This is a genomic window from Ruegeria sp. O4 (genome assembly GCF_056535125.1).
This window is the reverse complement of the sequence record NZ_JBQERO010000015.1, coordinates 13901-33488: the sequence shown is the minus strand read 5'-3', so window position 1 is coordinate 33488 and position 19588 is coordinate 13901. Positions and strand designations below refer to the sequence as shown.

The window sequence follows — 19588 nt, the reverse complement described above, 5'->3', positions numbered from 1 at the left end:
CGCGAAACCGCTCTTTCTTTCACCCCAACAGGTCTGCGGCCGGGTTTTCGGCGATATCGACGTCATCGTAGTATTTCTGCGCCTGTGCCATGGAGCGGTGCAGGGACAGGCGCATGGCGGCCTGGATCGGGGCACCGTCCAGCGCGGCTTGCGTCAGAAACCCCGAGCGCAGCCCGTGAGGCGAGGCGAAGCCTTCGGGCAGTCCCGCCAGTTTCAACCGGTGCCGAACAATCTGGTAGATCGCATCCGGGCTGAGCCGGCGCTTGAGCACCCGATCCACCTTGGAGATGGGGCGGAAGAGCGGCCCATCCCCGATCTGGCCCACCTCGATCCAATGCACCAGCGCCTGTGCCGCGCGGGTCTTGAGCACCAGCCGCGGTGTTTCCCCCTTTTGGGTGGTCTTGGTTTCCAGCAGTGAGATCCACACTAGGCCCTTGGTCTCGAACTCTTTCAAGGACACATCTTCCCGCATCAACCCGGTGATCTCGGACCTTCGCCGCCCGCCCGAGGCCCAACCCAGCATCAGGAGCGCCCGGTCGCGGCAATCCCGGCGGCTGCCGCGGCAGGTGGCCAGCAGCTGCTCCAGCACGTCCCGGGTGATGGGATGGGCGGATTTCGGGGCCGGGGGCCGGGCGGCGGCGCGGCGCGCCTTGGCGCGGGCCTGCTTGACCTGCGGGGTATCAAACGGGCTGGTGAGGTTCTTCATCCGGTGAAAGGCCAGCCAGGAGGCGATGCGCCGGTCCAGCGTTGAGGGGGCCGGGCAGGCCAGCGACTTGCGCAACCCCTGCGCGATCAACATCTCGACCGTCTGGCGGGCGCGATCGTCCACAGGCGCGCCCGTCAGGTCGCGCGCATGATCGAGGATAAAGGCCAGTGCGGTGGCTTCGCTTTCGGGCCAGTCCAGAGTCGTGCCAAAGCGCGCAGCCTTCCACGCGGTGATGTAGAGCAGGTCGCGCTCATACGCGCGCAGCGTATTGGCTGGCGTGCCGCGCACATAAAGATCGGTGAGCGCCTCCTGATCTTCAGCGGAGAGGGCGGGAGCGGCGGTGGGAAGATAAGGCGCAAGATGAGGCACATTCTGTGCGCATTTTCCGGCGAAATCAATCAATCATGATAAGGGATACTTATCGGGTGTGAAGAGGAATTTACGATGTATCAAAAGTAGTGAGCGAAAAGCTACAATTATGCGCGTAATTAAGACGGGAAGGGGAGATTGTAATCGCCAAAAGCTCGCGACAGAGCGCTTTGGCTCCAGTTTTTCGAAACAACTTTGGATTGGATGAGAAACTGCGTTATTGGGTCAATTTATTCATTTTCAACAAGTCTATCAGTTACGCTTTCAGCTTAGTTTTGTCGCAGTCCCGTGTGTGCCGACAGACCCTGTGATCGTTTTTCGCGCTGATCGTGACGACTGGTGATCCTAATCAAAACGGATCTGGCACCGTGAGCCAGTTGATGACGAATGGCCACCTCCGGCTCCTGATTCCGACGCGTTGCAATGATCATTGCCTTTAGGTCCCGACGCTGCTAAATGATCTGATTGCAGTTTTGCATTGAGCGATTGCATCGCCGCTTCCAAACACTCCAGCGCATCAACGGGCAAACGTACAAAAAAACGGTGGTGTCAGAGGGTTTGCTCTCGCTCAACTCGAAATCAATATTTAGTTGTACTTGTGATTTGTAACACAGCCACCTTATCCTGTCATACTCTCCAAGACGAAACCCCGGTGATTTTCGAAATCCGTATTTTGTCAAATTGTCTTTGGAACCGGACCTGCCCCGTTTTCGTTCTGCCCCGAGTGCTTATTTTCTCGTCGCTTGCGCGGCGGGTGTGGGCAGGGTTGGCTGCTTCTGCATTGTGGAAGGTTGGCCTCTTGTGTGGCCTTTGGACAGCGCGCCGCGCGCGATTAGACAACACCTTCACATCCTTGAAGCTACTTGGCAAAAGCCCACCGGCGGGATGTCAGATAAGTAATCACCGGAACGGATACGATAATCACGCTAAGCACAAGAAAATAGTCCAGCCCAGCTAGATTGACCATGAAGTAGACGATCACCTGGTTGAGAAACAGGCCAAAGCTCGCAACCGCCAGGAACCGTGGCATAGCCTGCCTGTGACCAGCCTTGGATTGAAAGCTGAATCGGTGATGACCGAAATATGACACTATAAACCCAGCTCCAAAGCCAAATGCGTTGGCTGAGAATGGATGCAGGTCGCAGGTTTCAATCAATGCAATCGCAACGAGAGCATGAGTGACCGTCGCGAGGAAACCAACAACCCCGAAGGACAGGATACTTCTTAGATCAAAGGGTTTCACGAGTGCTCGTCCAGACCTGAAACGACACGTTCCACCACAAAGTGAGGGCGTCGTTTGCTTTGCAGATAGAGCCTGCCAATATACTCGCCAAGAATACCAATCGTCAGAAGCTGAACCGAGCTCACCATCAGCACCACCACCATCACCGAGGACCAGCCTGAGACGACATCCCCGGTAAACCATTGGAATAGAACCCAGACGATCAATGCGAGCCCTAGTACGGTGGTCAAAAGTGCCAGCCATGTCGCCAGGCGTAGTGGAACAATGGAAAACCCGGTGATGGCATCAACAGCCAAGCGTAGCATCTTTTTAAACGGGTACTTGGTTTCCCCGGCAAAGCGTTCTGCCCGGTCATACGACAACGCTACTTGCCGAAACCCTAGCCAGCTGACCATGCCGCGAATAAAACGATCTTCTTCCGGCATAGTATTCAGGTAATCGACTACAGTGCGGGACATTAGGCGGAAATCACCGGTATCGAGCGGAATGTTGACATCGGTCAGTTGATCCAGAAGGCGATAAAACGCAGCTGCGGTTATCCGCTTGGCTACCGTTTCACCTGCCCGCTGCCGACGTTGCCCATAAACGACATCAGCTCCGTTCTGCATCAGCTTCAGCATCTCGGGCAAAAGCTCGGGGGGATCTTGTAGGTCCGCATCCAACACCAGAATATTTGCACCGCGTACATACGTCAGCCCGGCTGAAAGCGCTTTCTGATGCCCGTGGTTTCGAGACAGGATAATTGCACGGATATTGAGCCTGGTTTCTGCAAGCTCTGTAATCATGTCCCGTGTGCAGTCGGTGGACCCGTCATCGACCAGGATGAGTTCCCAGGATGATCCAACGCATGTTTCGGCGACGGCGCTGACCCGGCGAATGAGTTCCGGCAAAACCGCTTCTTCGTTGAAGCAGGGCACTACGATTGACAAGCTGACGATGGCCTGTTCCATCCGTTCTTCCGTATCCGATTTTTGTACTTTGATCATCGTTACAATAACTCTTTCCGGTCCGCGCGACGATTAAGGTTTTTGACCTCAGATATTGGATAAAAAAATAATTTCAGTGCAATGGTGTGCGTTTCGGAAACAGTTTCTTCCCTTATTGCTCGTCTTCAGAGCGTCGGATGACAAAAGACAGGAGATTCACTAATAACAAAGTCGGAGTTCGAAGAAAGGTGTTGTAGGGTGACATTGGTTTGTGTGGTTCCTAATTGGACTTCTTTATGACCAAAGTCAGGATACCGGCACGGCTTCTGTTTGTGTCAGCGATCATTGCAGCCCTTTTTTTTCTGTCTACTGCCGGGATCGGCATCGCAAGATCTGGCTTCAATCCGGATGAATGGCGGTTTGCAGCTGGTCTTGAGCGTGTGTTCGCTGAAGTTCACGGTCGCTGGGCGACGCATTGGGCTCACGAGGTTCTTTTTGAACAGGGTGCGTCGATTGCCACCCTGATTTTCATTATTTTTGCGGCTTTATTTGGGGCTGCCGTTCTGATTGCACGTGAGGCTGTTGCGATGACGGGGTCAGCCATGGTCGTAGCTTCTATCCTTGCAGTTTTTCTGGCCGGGTCTTCGCATATCTATCTGACCGAGCTTTTGCACTATCAAACGCTGGCACCGTGGTTTTGTCTTGGTCTTCTCGCATCCGTTGGGGCCATGGTATTGGTTGAGCCCCCGGGTGGACGGTCGTGGTCTGGACTGTTTCTGCGAATGGCCGTAGCCGCCGAACTGCTGGCCATATCCATTGGTTTTTATCAAAGCTATGTTTTGTTGGGGTTTCTTATCCCGGCCCTGGTTCTGATCCGGGTTGATCGGTTTGATCACCGGAAATGCCTGTTTTTTTTGTTGAGGGTACTGGTCGTCTCAGGTGCCGCTTTGATCCTGTATCAGCTGCAACGTGACGCCACGATTTACGCTCTGGATCTCAAGGCAGATTTCCGTTTCTCGGGTGGTGTGGATACTGCTGTACTTGCCGATAAGCTGTCGGCCCTCTACTGGATTGAGAGGTTGATACATAGCGGTGGACTCCTTGGGGTGCCGTCTTTTTATAGGCACCTGTTTTTGTTGAGCATAGTTGCCGCCTGCATCTTGGTTATGGGTGCGGCGGCGATATCCGTGTTTGCCGCCAGCAGGCTTGCTGCTGGTGGTTGGATAGGGGGATTGCGCGTGTTAGTCGGAGGGCTAGGTGCGCTCTTCATCTTGCCGGTTCTGATCTGGTTTCTCTATCCGGAACCTTATTTGATCGGGCGTAGCATCGGGTTTGTCGGGTTCATCTTCGCGGGCACTGTTTTGGCTTCGGCCACGGTTATCGCGCAAGCGATAGATGGGATGCCTGTATCACGTCTGGTGCAGGCTGGAGTGATGGGTTTGTGTTTGGTTTTTGGCGTAAGTCAGGCTGTTGCCTCATCACATATCTGGCCCCTGTTTAACCAAACGGCGGAGCGGGACATTGAATTGGCGGACGCTATCGTAGAACGGGCCCGGACACTGGATGAATTCGATGTCAGATCTACACCGATCCGATCCGTCGGTGAGCCCTGGTCCCCGTCTTTGAAATTCGGCGATTTTCAAACCCAAAGTACGTTTCATCGTGGTGTGGATATGAACTCCATTTTTCAGGTTCGCTATGGTGCGACTGACTACGCCGGGTCGGTGTTGACCCCACCGCGGGCATGCATGGGATTTCCGGCAGAGGGATCGGTTTTTTTGGTCGAGGATACATTGTTTGTCTGTTTCGAAGATTTGAAACCTTTGCCAGCTCAATCCATCTGTTTTCCACTGAGGGAGGATGCGCGCGGTGCGATTTGTTATTCGGATAGGATGGCCGTTCTGATCGGCCAGACCTGCGCCGACATTGATCCCGGTACTGGTCAGATAGTTGCAGCCCAACTGGATGAAGCCGGGCGATGGATAAGATCGAGTCAGTTTTACTGGCAAGCTAAAGCTACCGAGATGAACGGCCTTTGCTATCGGTTTGCCGAGACGGCTGACCTGCCGCTCTCGACTTTGCGGATCGAGCATAAGTTGTCAGCGTCCGAAACGGCATGGATGATCGAACATGACATTGAGGATGCACGCCCTCTGAGGGAAATATTCGATACAGTCAATTAACGGGAGTATGTCGTAATGGAGAGCAGGAATGCATTTGGGCTTGTCATTTTTCTGGCAAGCGGTGCGATACTCGCTTTTCTGACGGGCGTTTCGGTCGCAGTTCTGAACCTGCCACCGACAGCTTTAATCCGCGAGGTTAAGGATACGGCAGAAGAACTGATCCGGGGTCCGTGGTATCGTGACCCCCGGTGGATGCCGCGCCGGTATGAAGGTGTTGGCCTGGTAAAGCATGACACTGAACGCAGTTGGGCCGGGCTTACGATCGTTCAGGGCATGTTCGACGAAGGCATACAGGCGCGGGTTTACGACGCGGATGGTACGCTTCTGCGTGAGTGGCCGCTTGATTTTCACACCATCTGGCCTGATCCGACCCATATCGTGCCTGCCAGCGCAATCCCCCATGGATCGGGAGGATATCACACGCAAGGGATTTCTCTGGAGAAAGACGGCTCTGTCCTTGTCAACTTCGCAGAGCGTGGCACTGTCCGTCTTGGCCCTTGTGGTGATGTTATTTGGACCGTTGACCAGATGACCCACCACTCGATCACAGAAAACCCGGATGGAAGCTACTGGATTCCAAGTAAGCGCGATCCTTCAACACTGACTTCGGAATACATGCTTCCGGGTGCCTCAGTCGAGGCGATCCTGAATTCCGACAATTATTATGCCGATTCAGCCCTGCGGATTGATCCGGAGGGCCGCGTTATCGAAGATATCCCGATCCTTGAACCGGCAATCGACTGGTTGGCCGAGCACCAGGAGTTTGACATCATCTACGGGCTTAATCCGGAAGATCTAGATCCCGTACACCTCAATGATATCGAAGTTGTCACCCCTGCACTGAGTGTGCGAATTCCTGGCTCGGAAGCCGGCGACTTACTACTGTCCATGCGTAATCTCAACGCGCTGGCTGTGCTTAACAAAGCCAGTGGCAAGATTATCTGGATGCAGCACGGTCCATGGGTGCAGCAGCATGATCCGGACATCGCGCCTGACGGGACCATCACGGTTTTTGATAATGGCGGTGGTGCCATGGTGCCTGGGCGCGATTTCGCCGGGGCACGTATTCTTCGGTTTGATCCTGCAACCGGTCTGACCGAGACGATTTATCCGAAGACAGAGGATCAGTTGTTTTTCAGCTTCATAATGGGCACGCACCAGACTTTGCCTAATGGGAATATCCTTGTGACCGAAAGCATGTCTGGCCGTGTTTTCGAAATCACCCCAGATGGAGAGCTTGTCTGGTCTATGGTGTTTGTGGCCGGAACCCGCTCGGCTGCGCTCGTAGAAGAGGCACGGCGCTATCCGCTAGATTATGTCAACCGGTCCGTCTGGGTCTGTTCCTGATCACTACACGCCTGCGGGTAGCCGGAGCGCGTGGCAAGCGAGGCATAGATCGCCTCGGCCTCCGCGACCAGTGCCGGTGAAAACTGCCCGGGATCGGTTTTGCGTGTCAGTGGGCGGATCATCTCGGTCGTTCCGGATAATCCATCCGGATCCAGATCCAGCGTCAGACACAGTTGTCGCAGGACCGGTTCGGGATCAGAACAAAGCGCCTCATAGGGTAGTATCTGAACGTGTTCGCACCGTTCTTCGACATGTCGAAATGCGGCGATCCAATAGGCCAGCCAATAATCGTGTGTGTCTGGTGTTGTGTGCTCTGACAGCCCGGAAAATCCGAATGGGCGGTGCAGTTCTCCAAACTCGAAATGGCCGATATCCGCCATATACCGCGTGACAAACGAATCTGCGGCCTGTTGCACGGCGAAATTTCGATGTTGACGCAAAAGCGAGGCCACGTGTTCCAGCGGATGACGCAAGACAACCAGAATATGAGCATCGGGCATCATCTCTGTCAAAAGGTCGATACGTGCGATGTTGGCGTTATTCTTTGAGATATAGCGTGCCGTGGCGCTGTTCCCGGGGCGTCTGAGGGACACAATCTTTTGCATGTGTTTGCGAAAAAATGCTGTCGCTTCCGTATCGTGATGATGTGGTTGCCAAAGCGGAATACGCTGTGCACGTCGATAATGATCGGGCCAATGTGCCTTCCAGAACACTTCTTCAAAGCTTTCGGGGCTGTCGAACCCAATTTGCACCCCATCGCCATGAGCGCGTTCGCGGGTTTCTCCGTCCCGACGGAAGCGCCCAAAGAACCGGTCCCAGAAAATCGGCGCCAGAATAAACGGCATGTCGCGATAGGTGTGAGAGGCCAGGTCCGGATGTTGGGACAGAAGCTCCAGTACCAGTGTTGTTCCGGCACGGGCCAGCGATGTAATAAGCACAGGGTTGCGATCATTGGCGCCCTCAAAATGCCGGATCAGCGTGCTGTCTTCGATATCAGCTGCGACCATTTGGACCGACGGGCTCGTAAAAGCCAACCGGTGAAATATCCGTTCGGACCGGCTGTATCTTACCTCGAAGCCCACACTCGCCCCTTCAAATACCAAAGCACGATCAGAGAAACAGACAGGATGATGATCACATCCCATCGCAAAAGCCAGGCGGTGACGGCTTCAGTCTCGGCAAGCCCTAAGGCATTCGCCGTCAGGATTGGGGCCGCGCTGATGGCGAGGATTGTCAGAAAGCGCCAGAGTATTTGTCCGAAACAACCGAATAGGCGCAGCGATGCGCGTTGCACCGCTGTTTCGCGTGCTTCTTCGTTCAGGTTAGGGTCGCGCATAGCCGCAGCGGCACCAGAAGCAATACCAATTGCTGACATTGCTGTCGGTATGAGGCGCAACACGGTTAGGGCTAGCACAAAGGCAGCTACGGCGGTCAATCCGACAGCTATGATCACGTGTTTGATTTCGGGTCATTGTCGGATGCCCCGTCTACAGGTTTCCGCCGTCGTATCATGCGCTTGATCGGGTACCATACGAATCCGACAATCGCGAGCAGCACAGCGCCAATAAGTGCGATAAGTGTGCCGATTGCGCCTAACCCGGCACCAGGTCCGATATAAGCCATTGCGACCGTGGGCATGATAAAGAACCCGGATAAAAGAACTAAAATACGCATGGTGATGATCATCCCAACCTTCAACTCATATGAATACACGGCAGCGGGGCAATAGCCCTGCAATCGTCATGAACGTTAGCATTTTAGTGCCTCGGTACAAAGGTTCAAAACTGCCCGCGCGCCCTAGTTGCTTGCACCTCCGTGACGATGTGGAGCGGATTATCCGGTTTGCAAACAGGACGATACAGGTCGAGGTCGGTTTATCGCACCAATATATCGTACAAGAAGCGTCTATGGTTGTCGGACTGGTATCGAACGCTTTCAAAGCATGGGTCGCTTGGATTTATGAGACATACCGGCTCTGAGGGGATGAGTGTTTCGTTTGTAAGCACAAAGGTCCCGCCTAGGCTCTGTTTAAAGCCAGATAGTGAGTTAAGATTTTATTTTGTAACACAACCACCTTATCCTGTCATACGCCCTAAGAACTCAACGAGGGAGATTTGAGCAATACACCGCTCTCAGATTTCCATCGGATTAACTTTGCTCTTGATAGTTTATTTAAATGGAAACCATTTTGACCTGTTATGTCCAGCCAATGACCATTTTGAAGATTCAAAACCATGATTTCAGAGCTCAAAGATAAAGGCTTGTTCTTCAGGTTCCTCAGCATCAGTGTTCTGGGTACGGCTGCGGATTATCTGTTGGCGCTGCTGCTCGTGTTGGGTTTTGCGGCCCCCTATATTTTTGCCTCGATATGCGGCTTTGTGCTGGGCTCATTTGTCAATTACTGCGGGCATAATATCTTCAGCTACGAGCACACCGACGAAGGCACAATCTCGCTCCGGGGATATGGTAAGTATCTGATTGCGGTTTTGTCATCTTTGCTGGCCCGCCTCACTGTAGTGGCGGTTCTGGGATATGTGACGGCTTTACCTTTCTGGTTCATCCTGCTGATTGCGATCGGAGTGTCTTTTGTCGTCAGCTATGTGGTTTCGACGCTCTGGGTGTTTCGCAAACCGGGCTAGGTGTCGATGTAAAGCTCGTACCACATCATGTAGTTCAAGAGACCCCAGAGCGGGCGGCCATTATCCCGTTTTCCGGTTAGATGGTCATCGATCAGCGTCTGCAATGCCTGAACCCGAAACAAGCCTGTGCGCCGAATATTCTCGGGTCCGAGATAGCGCATCATTAGATCCTTGAGCTCGGTCTTGAGCCAGCGGGAATAGGGCATTTCAAGCCCAACTTTCTTTTTGTTGAGAATGCTGTCGGGTAGATCGTTCTCCATTGCCAGCCGCATAAGATGCTTCTTGCGCCGGTTCTTCATTTTCAGATGTGAAGGGACTGTAGCCATAAAACCGGTCAGTTCCGGATCGGTAAAGGGCACCCGGGCCTCAAGAGAATGCGCCATGGTCATCCGATCATTTTTGATCATCAGGTCGTCGGGCAGGAAAATGGTTGAATCGATATACATCAATCGTGACAGGATCTCTTCCGCACCACAGTGTTCGTAAGCCGCCTGGAAATGTCGCACCGAAGGCTGCAAAGATTCGGTGCCCGCCAAACCATCTGCGTAAAGGTCTAGTTTTTCAGCTTCTCCCAAGACAATCCGCCACCACAGGTGTGCTTCTTCCGGCGGCAGATCCAACCCGCCTAAAAAACGCTTGGCCTTGAATTCAAAGCTGAGTTTCTTGTCCGACACGGGCAGACAGTTCACCAGAGGCTTCATCACGCCGTTCCGAATGAAACCGGGCACCTTCCGGGCTTGTTTGTACATGTTGTAGGCTGCGTGTGTATCATAGCCGGCGAAGACCTCGTCGCCGCCTTCACCCGATAGAACGACAACCACTTCATCCTTGGCCAGTTCGCTGATGAAATACGTCGGTATTGCAGACCCGTCCCCATATGGTTCGTCGATGAAGCTCAGGTACCTTGGCAACATGTCCCGCACCATATCGGCCGTGACCGTCACCTCTCGGTGTTTGGTGTTAAACTTTTCGGCCACAATTCGGGCATAGGGCAGCTCATTGAAACTCTGATCTTCGAACCCGACGGAATAGGTGTGGATCGGTTCATCCACATGTTTGTGCATGAGTGCGACCAGTGTACTGGAATCCAGCCCCCCTGACAGGAACACGCCAATCGGCACATCTGCAACCAGGCGCCGCTGCAAAGCTTTATCCATCAGGTCATAAGACCTTTGAATCGCCACTTCTTCGGTTATGCCGGGATCAACGTGGAAGTTCAGATCCCAATACCGCTGCGTCGTTACTGCGCCGTCGCAGGTGACAGTCATGTGATGCCCCGGCGGTATTTCGGAAATACCGTCAAAGGCTGTCTGGGTTCCTGGAATGTAGTTGAAGGTTAGGAAATCATGTAGGGCCTGCATCGATGGTTTCCGCACAACCCGGTCATCGGCGATGATCGCCTTGATCTCAGAGCCAAAGCGAAAATGGTGATTATCTTTCTGGTAGAAGAAGGGTTTAATCCCATAGCGGTCGCGTGCCAGGTGCAATGATTTACTGCGCGTATCCCAGATCGCAAATGCAAACATCCCATTGAGTTCCGGAATCATGTCGAGTCCAATTTCCTCGTAAAGATGGATCAGAACCTCGGTATCCGTGCGAGACTTGAAGACATGGCTGCGCTCTTCAAGGCGGTATTTCTCTTTCAGTTCCTGAAAGTTGTAGATTTCACCATTGAAGACAATCACCACAGTGCCGTCCTCGTTTGTCATTGGCTGATGACCGGCATAAGATAGGTCAATCACCGAAAGACGCCGAAAACCCAGCGCAACGTCCTCGTCCAGCCAGACGCCATCATCATTGGGTCCACGATGGGCCAACGTTGCTGCCATTGCCGTGATCAATTCTTTTTCGGGGTGATCAGCCGCCGGGTCGACCTGCAGGATTCCGCATATTCCGCACATCTCAATCGTTATCCTTTACAGTACTTGCACTCTTTTCTGTGGCATGGGCCTTAGTCGGATCTGCTAGGTTGACCACCACGTCTCCCCCGCCCAGCGAACCCCGGAACCGCGCAACGGTAGCGTATTCCTTTTTGACCCTCTCCAGTATTCTCGGATATGTGGTCCGGGCGTGCACCGGCATCGTATAGACCAACCAGGTTCTGCCTGACTGCGAGGCCAGGCGATCCAGATCATCGGTCGTTTCGATGACATCCCATCCCTTGTCATAGTATGCATTGAACGGAAATCCTGCGATCCCGACAGCAAGAACCGTGTCCTGGGGCTGCCGGTCGCCTTCAATCAGATCGATGGCGCTACCGAAGTCCTGTTTTGGCAGATACACGTGCCGGAGGGACAAGAGAGATACGGCCAAGATAACCGAGCACAACAGTGCTGGCAGCCATTTCATGGCCGGGGTGGGTAATTGCGCCGCGTGCGCCGCCAACTGGCCGGTCACAAAGGCCCCGCGGATCACAATGAGGATTGCAAACCCAAAGGCAAAAAAGAAAAACCGTGGAAACAGAGTATACCCGATGCTGGTCATCACCATGAACCCGACTCCAACCGGGATCAGAAACAACGCCACAACGGCCGGTCGCGTTCGGGCAAAGCTGATGGCACCAATCGTAAAGACAAGGCCGGCGGCTATCACAACACCAGCACTGGCCAACCCGATCTGCAGACTGCTGAACAGTTCCGCCAACGCCCAAAAAGGGTTGGTCCACTCGTTGTCTTCGCCCTTCAGTCCAGAATTCAATAGCGCCCCGCCGACCATACTGGGCAAGACCAGAGCATAGACCAGAAACGTAAACAGACCCACCGGGATGAAACCACAAAACAACCCGTTCCAGCGATAGCGCTTATATTGCTCGTTTTGCTGGAACCAGGCGGTGCCCCAGATTGCAAAATGCGCAAGCGCCATCAGCCCCATGGTTGGGTGCGCATATGCTCCCAGTACCACGGCAAGGCAATACAGCCCCCATTTGCGGGGGCATCCCTGACGCATGGCGTCCAGAAACCAAGTGCTGGAAAGCAGGGCAAAGAACAGCAATGCGGTGTAACCACGCGCATTCTGGCTGAACCAGATGTGGTGATAGGAAAACGCCAGCAGTGCTGCCGCAAACAGAGCCTCGCGAGTCGGGCCGACACGGCGGGCAAAAAAGTAAATAGCGGCAATGCCAGCAATGCCAAAACCGACCGCAGGCAATCTCAAGACCCAGACACCGTCACCGAAGACCGACAAGGACAGGCGGGCCAGCACCGAAAACAGGACATGGTTGTTTGCATCGTGATAGGTGCTGACGATCTGCCCGATTGTGAGGGGCATGTAATTTACGGATGTCAGAATTTCATCATACCAGATGCCAGTATCAAGCCGATAAAGCCGCAAAGCGGTAGCGCACACCAACAGAAGGCCAAAGATCAGTGTCTGAGTTGAACTGGCGGGGGAAATCTCACAGCGTTGTGGGGACAGTGGGCGACCAATCGGCAGAAACCGCAATAACAGAAGATATATTCCTATGATGATGAGCCCGGCCTTGAATAGCCAAATCCCCTGAGCAAAGGCTGGATCAGTTACGGTATCTGTGCCGCGCAGCACTTGGGTAAAAAGGCTGGCTGGTAAAAGCAGTCCCAATATGACACCCGCCACCCCCGTCAAAACGCCAAAAGAAAACCTGACCATCCAACTATGCCCCGAACGCTTTGCGGAGTTTTGCAGAACCCACTCTACTTATGTCGATAATACGACAAAGTTCTCATTTCTTTTCACTCATATCAATTTTTGGGTTAGCAGGAACTAATTCTGTAGATGCTCGCAGTTTAACGAAACAATTTCCAAGTATATGCAATTATGTTTCATGTTGGCGCAAATATACCTCGGCAGAGCGGTCTGGAGGGGGAATTTAGCTCAAGTTGATTGGTTCTGTGGCATCGTAGCGCGCCAGAAGTTGGATTGTTTATGAAGATGTCAGAAAAAGGTTCGGTTTTTCCCGGCATGCGAGAGTATCGGACAGGTGCTGTCTTTCTCGGGTTGCTGGTTGCAGTTTTGCTGACGCTGATACTGCGACTTTGGGGGATTGAGCTACGCAGTATGTCCCATCCGGAAATCTATGTCCCCGGTATAGATTTGGTTTCCGGTATTTCCGAGCCGCCACCGCGCCATAACCTTGCCGAAACTATCTGGTGGCATTTCCATGATGAACCGCATCCAATGGGCTGGTATGTATCCATGCTAGGCTGGACTAAGGTTTTTGGAACGTCACATTTTGCCTTGCGGTTTCCCGGCGTATTGTTTGCCTTAGGTTCGATCCCACTGATTTTTCTGATTGCCCGCAACATCTTCGGGTCGACTGTGGGATGTCTGGCTGCATTACTGTTGGCACTTCATGGTTTTCATGTGTTCTGGAGCCAGACGGCCCGCATGTACGTCGCCGGAGCCTTCCTGTCATTGCTGGCAACGTGGCTTTTGCTGTGTCTTGTCAGAACGCGCAAGCCGCGCCCGGGCCTCGAGATTTCTTATGTAATCTCGGTTATTGCGGGAGTTCTGACGGTTGAGCTATTCTGGCCCCTGATCATGATCCAAGTGTTCTGGGTAGCTCTGGTCCTGCCTCTACCAAGAGCGGACGGTTCGCGACTCCGACATCGGATCGGTCTGAGGCAGGCCCCCCGGTTGCTACAAGTGCAGGCGTTTGCCTTTATCTTGTCTGCCCCGGCTTTGACCCATGCGGTGTATCGTGCGCGTAAAGGTGCGGCTCCTGATCCTTCGCCTGACTTTCTGTTCGAATATTTTTCTTTTGGGTTTCTGTTTGCAAAAGATGATTTTGCAGCTCCGCCGTTGCAGACCGAACCGGTCTGGTCATGGGTGGTTCTGGGATTCGGCTTGTTGCTCTTAGTGGCAAGCCTGAAAGCTCCAAAACGCGAAGCGCCAGTGATGGGGCCACAGCAAAAAATCTCGATATGGGTTTTGGTGTCGGCGGCGGTCTGTTCGGCCTGTTTTATGCTTTGGCTGGGTTCAATCGCCCATCGCAGAACCGAAGCGCTGATGGCGATGTCTGTTTTACCCTTTCTGGCGCTGCTCATCCCCGTTCTGGGCAATATATGGGGAGTTATTGTGCCCAGATTGCCCTCGAACACACTGTATTTTCCTCAGGAACGGACACTGCTTTTGTTGCTGATCGCGGTTGGCTCTCCGCTGATCTTGTTCGCAATATCCTACAAAGTTTCTATCCTTGCCCCCAGGGCTTTTCTTCTTTTCGTGCCTTATCTGCTGATCCTGTGCGCGGCGGGTGCAGTCTGGCTGTTCAAGGATCACCGTTTCAGGCTGGCGTTGATCAGCCTGTGTGTGTTGGTGTTTGCAGCCAGTATTCCCTACGCTGCTGGTAAGCCGGGCTCTCCTAACGACTATCAGGGTATTGCGAAGGCCATGCGACTAGAAATGACGGGCAGTGATCTTGTTTTCCTGCGGGACCGCGATTGGGTTGATACGCCACTGTTCTATTATATCAATGATGGGCAATTCATTGTTCAGGATTATGGAGAGGCCCTGCGCCGTAACCCCGATGCTCGAGTCTGGCTGATTACATGGCCCGATGTTGGGCAATCCAACGTTGCCGATGTGCGACGTGAGGTCCTGAATAATTATAAACGGGCCCTCAAAATCAAAAGATTGCGAGCCAGCGCCGAGCTTTTCGAACCCGATGCCGGGAATTGACCATCCCGAGGTAACTTTCTGGTGGTCCGGCTTGGGGGATATGACCGCGCTTGATGAACCTATGCGGTTTGCAGATTAATCGGGTCGCCTATCGGTGGGGAAGTGAGTCTGATCCCCTAATCCCAGGCTACTTTCGACAATATAAAGCGGGCGTTTCTGAGCCTCTGCATAAAGCCGTCCCAGATACTCCCCGATCACACCCAGCACGACAAGCTGCAGGCCACCGATCAGCAGCACAGCAACCATCAATGAGGCATAGCCAGGCACATCCACCCCGTAAATAAGGGTGCGCGAGATCAGGAAAGTACCGTAGATGATCGCAGCCAACGCAGTCAGCATTCCGACATAGCCTGCAATCCTGAGCGGTACCGTGCTGAAACCGGTAATACCATCCAGCGCAAAGTTCCAAAGGCGCCAGTAGTTGAACTTGGTTTGTCCCGCGGCACGTTCGGGGCGGTCATATGCCACTTCAGTGTGCCGAAACCCGACCCAGGCAAAAAGGCCCTTCATAAAGCGGTTGTGCTCGCGCAGCTGCCCTACAGCCTGAACCACCCGCCTGTCCATAAGGCGAAAATCTCCGGTATTGGCGGGTATCGGTACGCCTGAAAGCCGGTTGATGACCTGGTAGAATTTCAGTGCCGACCAGCGTTTCATCGCGGTATCGCTGTCGCGGTGACGCCGGATAGCATAGACGACATCGAACCCTTCACGCCACTTTTCAAGAAATTTTTCGATCAGTTCCGGCGGATCCTGTAAATCCGCGTCAATCGGAACAACAGCTTCACCTGCTGCTGCATCCAACCCTGCCGTCAAGGCTATTTCCTTGCCGAAATTGCGAGAAAAGTTCAGCACCTTGATACGGTCGTCGCGTTCATGCGCGGCGGCCAGAAGTCTGGCAGTTGCATCTGTGCTGCCGTCGTTCACGCAGATGATCTCATAACTTTCTCCAAGATGGTCGAGGGACTGTTCTAAACGCTTGAACAAAACCGGCAGAACATCTTGTTCATTGAACATAGGAACAACGACACTCAAAGTTGGAGCACCTTGGTCCGGTCTCTTTCCTCGAGACGGAAATGCGGGTGTGCCCATGTTTAACAGCGTCATAACGCGTACCTTTTCCCGTGCGTTAGGACACAGGTGATCATGATTTTTGCCCGGGCTCAAAAAAGTTTCGCATGGGCGTGCAAATTTTCAATTCCCAGTGTCTCCTCATCGTGACTAAGTACCTTACAGCGTGCATCGATGATAGTGACATTTCCAGCGGCCGCCATGAGATCTGCTAGACACGCGCCTCCGAAGAGATACAAAAAATGACCGACTATTCATCAAACTGATGATACAGAGTACTATACATCCCACACTGATTGAGGAAGGTTCGTGCTAGAATGAAAAGGTGATGCGTGGCGTTCAAAATACGAGATTGGGTGGAAGCACTTTGCCTGCGGATAAAGCGCGGAAATTTTGGTATTTCCATGCAGGGTCCAGAAGTTGCTTCGAAGACCCCAAGTTTCAAAAGAACCCACGCTCTTGGAGCGCCCGTGCACCTAGCTGCCAGAGTGCCGGAAAACGAACTTTTATCAACCTGTTCGCAGTTAGTGGAACGTATGTTCTTAGTCGCTGGTTACTCTGGAAGATTGCAGAGGATGCGGCCCGTACTTCTTGAAATTGAACGAAAGCCCAGTGCTGTTGCTGTCCAGGTGAAAAAACCAGGCAGGGGCGTTTGATGGCATCTTTCCACCGACTCAATCTTGTCTTGCGATCCTTTCGCCGGGTGGGGATTGTTGGTGGATTCAAGACAATGTGGATGCTTTTTAGGGACCGTGTGGTCGGACAGCATAGGCTGCTCTTCGCCATGAGTGGCGACAAAGCCCGGAAGATCGACGGCATGTCAAACACATTGACCGTACAGTGTTTTCGCAGCTGGTCCGATTTTGATGACCAAAGCAGAGACTTTCTGAAACGCAATCAGGACAAGATCCACTGGGATGTCCAAGGAAACCTAGACGAAGGCATGTCTGTCTGGATCGGGTTTTCCGACGGGGTTCCGGCAACCATTGCGCAAACCCGCTCCGGGCAAAACGTGAACGTATATTTCTTCCCGATGACCGAGCACTGTGCTCTGGTCTCTCACTGCTTTACCGTTCCTGATATGCGGGGGCGGGGGTACTATGTGGAAATTCTGAAGCACGTGTGCCGCACGCTGGCAGAAGAGGGGACCACGCGTATTTATATTGACTGCAGTGACAGTAATTTGTCGTCGGAACGCGGCATTCTTTCAGCGGGGTTCTTGCCCATCGGACAGGGGGTCCACCGCCGAAATGGGGCCGTTCATTGGCGACAGGATGCGCCACCATCGATTTGTCGCTTGGAGGACAGATAACTCTTGAATCAGTGAATGCTGAGGGACGAGGCAGTCACAGCATTTCAATCCGTGACGTGCCAGTTCGATCAGAATTTTATCCGGATAATAAACTCGAAACAGATGATCAATAATATTCAAGCCTTACGAGCCTTTGCTGCCATAAATGTGGTTTTCCTCCATGTCATCAAGACGGCATCAACATATGGACAAAGCACCGATTATTTATCCTTCCTGGCCGGGTGGGGTGCAAATGGGGTCGATATTTTTTTCGTGATATCCGGCTTTGTCATGCTGCACACTCAAATGCAGAAAAAGCGGCACACAGGCGCGTTCTTGAAATCGAGAATTCTAAGGATCGTGCCAATTTATTGGCTGATCACACTTTTTGTTGTGGCGGTTTATTACGCTGTTCCCGGAATCTTCAGGTCCATGGAGCTTTCAGGAACCATCATATTGTCATCGCTCCTATTTTCTTCGCTTCTGGTGCTCGGTGAGCCGCCGATTGTGTATGTTGGGTGGACCCTGGAATGGGAAATGCTCTTTTATTTTGTTTTTGGACTGTCTCTCTTCTTGAGGTCGTGGATCCATGTTTTCCTGGTTGTCAGCCTGGTTCTAGCCGGGGTATCCTTGGCGTCCGGTGATTTTATATCGCTTGAGTTCTTGTTTGGGATGGCTGTCGCGTATTTTTACAACAAAGGGTTTGAAATCAGGGAAAAGACAGGGGTCTTGATATTTGTTTTCGGGATGCTTCTTTTATGCGCCTCTCTGTCGAGTGAACTTGAGGTCGACCCAACAAACCGTGTCATTATCTGGGGTGTACCGTCGTTCTTTATCGTTTTTGGGCTGCTGTTTGCGACGCAGATTTCAAATCGTTTTTTTGTTTATCTCGGGGATGCATCCTACAGCATCTACCTTGTCCAGATACTCACCATTCCCGCTTTTTATAAAGTGTCTTCGATTGTCCTTAGACCTGTGAATGGTGACGTTCTGTCCATCTTGTGTCTGGCCAGCAGCGTCGCCGCGGGATGCCTGGTTTTTTCACTGGTGGAAAAGCCCATCACCAAAGGGATGAAGCGGGCGTTCTCCTGACTATTGCAGCGGGTTATTTTGCCGGTGGCAAAACGCAGCATCTTCGGCGCCCCGACTTGACGGATCTGGAGCGTTGCTGATCCCAAATCAGCGACGCGCTCAGCCGGAAAGGCGGTCAAAATTCAGAAAAATTCTTTCAGTTTCCGGGCATGCTTCAGGTTCGATGGCAGCGATATCGCATGTCGGGCCAGCTTGGCCAAGGATCGTGTACCGGGGATGACCTTGAGGGCCGACAGGCTTTTGGACGCTTTCAGGAAGTTTTCATAGGCCTGATTGTCCGCGTGGCGGAAGTCTTTTGCGTTCAGGTCTTCCCCGCCGTTGTCGGTTGGTACGGACACGACAGAGGTCGCCTTGAGGTTCACATCGAATACAACAAAGGATTCATAGAAACGGATGCACCAAACCCGCTTTTCCGCAGCATCTGTGAGGAGTTTGGAAAAGCGCCGGTTTACACGATCTACCATGCTCATGGCGTATTTTACGAAGGAACGGCGCTTGGGGCCAAAGCCCTCCATGTAGGATGTATGCGTGTCTTCCACGACCAGCATGCCTCCATCGCGGATATGCGGCAGCAGACACTCGGTTGTTATGATCTGTTGTTCATAGGTATGACCACCATCGTCCAAGACGATGTCGATTTCACCAACCTCCTTTGCAAGTTTCTCCAGAAAGGCCGGGTCGCTCTGGCTGCCAATGAAAATTTCAAAACCTTCCTGCTCCCAGCGTTTTGCGCCGGGGTTCAGTTCAACACCAATGATGCGGGCCTGCGGCCCGAAGAACTCGCGCCACATGAACAAAGAGCCGCCACTGAGAACCCCGATTTCGACGAAGGTAATTGGCTTGCCGATGTAGGGAGAGAAAAGCTTGTCATACACATCGAAGTAAGTCGAATGCTTGCTGCTTTTGTACGGGCTGTTCAGGTAAGCTTGATAGCTTGCTGCGGTCACCGGCATTTTCTCAGGTTTCATTTCGTGGTCCTGTAATTGAATAAAGTTCACTCGTAAGCAAGGTCATGGCCCGTCTGTCTGTCATATATGATGCCGATGCAGGATCATGTGTCGAGATAAATACT

At 52.9% G+C, this 19588-nt stretch carries 16 protein-coding genes; 6 read left to right on the top strand and 10 right to left on the bottom strand.

The genetic code is table 11. The annotated features are described in order from the left end of the window. Window positions 1–19: 19 nt before the first annotated feature. The 3 genes from ACR0J7_RS15560 to ACR0J7_RS15550 form a co-directional block, all read right to left on the bottom strand. On the bottom strand, window positions 20–1108 hold the full coding sequence (locus tag ACR0J7_RS15560; RefSeq protein ID WP_480900673.1) for a tyrosine-type recombinase/integrase: 1089 nt from the start codon (window positions 1106–1108) through the stop codon (window positions 20–22). An 826-nt stretch (window positions 1109–1934) separates the two neighbouring features. Next, complete coding sequence (locus ACR0J7_RS15555; protein ID WP_480871343.1) at window positions 1935–2318, bottom strand: GtrA family protein; 384 nt, start codon at window positions 2316–2318, stop codon at window positions 1935–1937. Beyond that, on the bottom strand, window positions 2315–3304 hold the full coding sequence (locus ACR0J7_RS15550) for a glycosyltransferase family 2 protein (protein ID WP_480871344.1): 990 nt from the start codon (window positions 3302–3304) through the stop codon (window positions 2315–2317). Before ACR0J7_RS15550 ends, ACR0J7_RS15555 begins: the two co-directional genes overlap by 4 nt. A gap of 236 nt (window positions 3305–3540) precedes the next feature. Between ACR0J7_RS15550 and ACR0J7_RS15545 the strand changes: the two genes are divergently transcribed. After that, window positions 3541–5427: a hypothetical protein gene (locus tag ACR0J7_RS15545; protein WP_480914846.1), complete on the top strand. Its 1887-nt coding sequence runs from the start codon at window positions 3541–3543 to the stop codon at window positions 5425–5427. 15 nt (window positions 5428–5442) lie between these two features. Beyond that, complete coding sequence (locus ACR0J7_RS15540) at window positions 5443–6774, top strand: arylsulfotransferase family protein (protein ID WP_480871346.1); 1332 nt, start codon at window positions 5443–5445, stop codon at window positions 6772–6774. Here ACR0J7_RS15540 and ACR0J7_RS15535 read toward each other — a convergent pair. The 3 genes from ACR0J7_RS15535 to ACR0J7_RS15525 form a co-directional block, all read right to left on the bottom strand. Next, entirely contained in the window at window positions 6741–7781 is a 1041-nt protein-coding gene (locus ACR0J7_RS15535; protein WP_480871347.1) for a sulfotransferase family protein, read from the bottom strand. The two genes, ACR0J7_RS15540 and ACR0J7_RS15535, sit on opposite strands and share 34 nt — an antisense overlap. 59 nt (window positions 7782–7840) lie before the next feature. After that, a complete protein-coding gene (locus tag ACR0J7_RS15530; protein ID WP_480900727.1) occupies window positions 7841–8149 on the bottom strand; it encodes a hypothetical protein in 309 nt (102 codons plus the stop codon). A 74-nt stretch (window positions 8150–8223) separates the two neighbouring features. Beyond that, window positions 8224–8448: a hypothetical protein gene (locus tag ACR0J7_RS15525; RefSeq protein WP_480871349.1), complete on the bottom strand. Its 225-nt coding sequence runs from the start codon at window positions 8446–8448 to the stop codon at window positions 8224–8226. A 560-nt stretch (window positions 8449–9008) separates the two neighbouring features. Here ACR0J7_RS15525 and ACR0J7_RS15520 point away from each other — a divergent pair. Further along, window positions 9009–9413: a GtrA family protein gene (locus tag ACR0J7_RS15520; RefSeq protein WP_480871350.1), complete on the top strand. Its 405-nt coding sequence runs from the start codon at window positions 9009–9011 to the stop codon at window positions 9411–9413. On the opposite strand, the gene asnB is transcribed toward ACR0J7_RS15520, so the two are convergent. Together asnB and ACR0J7_RS15510 are read right to left on the bottom strand one after the other, a co-directional pair. Continuing rightward, window positions 9410–11314, bottom strand: a complete 1905-nt coding sequence (asnB, locus tag ACR0J7_RS15515) for an asparagine synthase (glutamine-hydrolyzing) (protein WP_480871351.1) — start codon at window positions 11312–11314, stop codon at window positions 9410–9412. The genes ACR0J7_RS15520 and asnB overlap by 4 nt on opposite strands. Window position 11315: 1 nt before the next feature. Further along, window positions 11316–13037: a glycosyltransferase family 39 protein gene (locus tag ACR0J7_RS15510; RefSeq protein ID WP_480871352.1), complete on the bottom strand. Its 1722-nt coding sequence runs from the start codon at window positions 13035–13037 to the stop codon at window positions 11316–11318. A 312-nt stretch (window positions 13038–13349) separates the two neighbouring features. Here ACR0J7_RS15510 and ACR0J7_RS15505 point away from each other — a divergent pair, with 312 nt between their 5' ends. After that, a complete protein-coding gene (locus ACR0J7_RS15505; protein ID WP_480914844.1) occupies window positions 13350–15065 on the top strand; it encodes a glycosyltransferase family 39 protein in 1716 nt (571 codons plus the stop codon). A gap of 75 nt (window positions 15066–15140) precedes the next feature. Here the strand turns inward: ACR0J7_RS15505 and ACR0J7_RS15500 are convergent, their stop codons facing one another. Then, window positions 15141–16154, bottom strand: a complete 1014-nt coding sequence (locus ACR0J7_RS15500; RefSeq protein ID WP_480900734.1) for a glycosyltransferase family 2 protein — start codon at window positions 16152–16154, stop codon at window positions 15141–15143. A 763-nt stretch (window positions 16155–16917) separates the two neighbouring features. Here ACR0J7_RS15500 and ACR0J7_RS15495 point away from each other — a divergent pair. Further along, window positions 16918–17445: a GNAT family N-acetyltransferase gene (locus tag ACR0J7_RS15495; protein ID WP_480900724.1), complete on the top strand. Its 528-nt coding sequence runs from the start codon at window positions 16918–16920 to the stop codon at window positions 17443–17445. A gap of 15 nt (window positions 17446–17460) precedes the next feature. Continuing rightward, the gene (locus tag ACR0J7_RS15490; protein WP_480914842.1) at window positions 17461–18516 is read left to right on the top strand and encodes an acyltransferase family protein; all 1056 of its coding nucleotides are present in this window, start codon (window positions 17461–17463) and stop codon (window positions 18514–18516) included. Between the two features lie 122 nt (window positions 18517–18638). Here ACR0J7_RS15490 and ACR0J7_RS15485 read toward each other — a convergent pair whose 3' ends face one another. Beyond that, complete coding sequence (locus ACR0J7_RS15485; RefSeq protein WP_480871357.1) at window positions 18639–19484, bottom strand: class I SAM-dependent methyltransferase; 846 nt, start codon at window positions 19482–19484, stop codon at window positions 18639–18641. Between the last annotated feature and the right edge of the window lie 104 nt (window positions 19485–19588).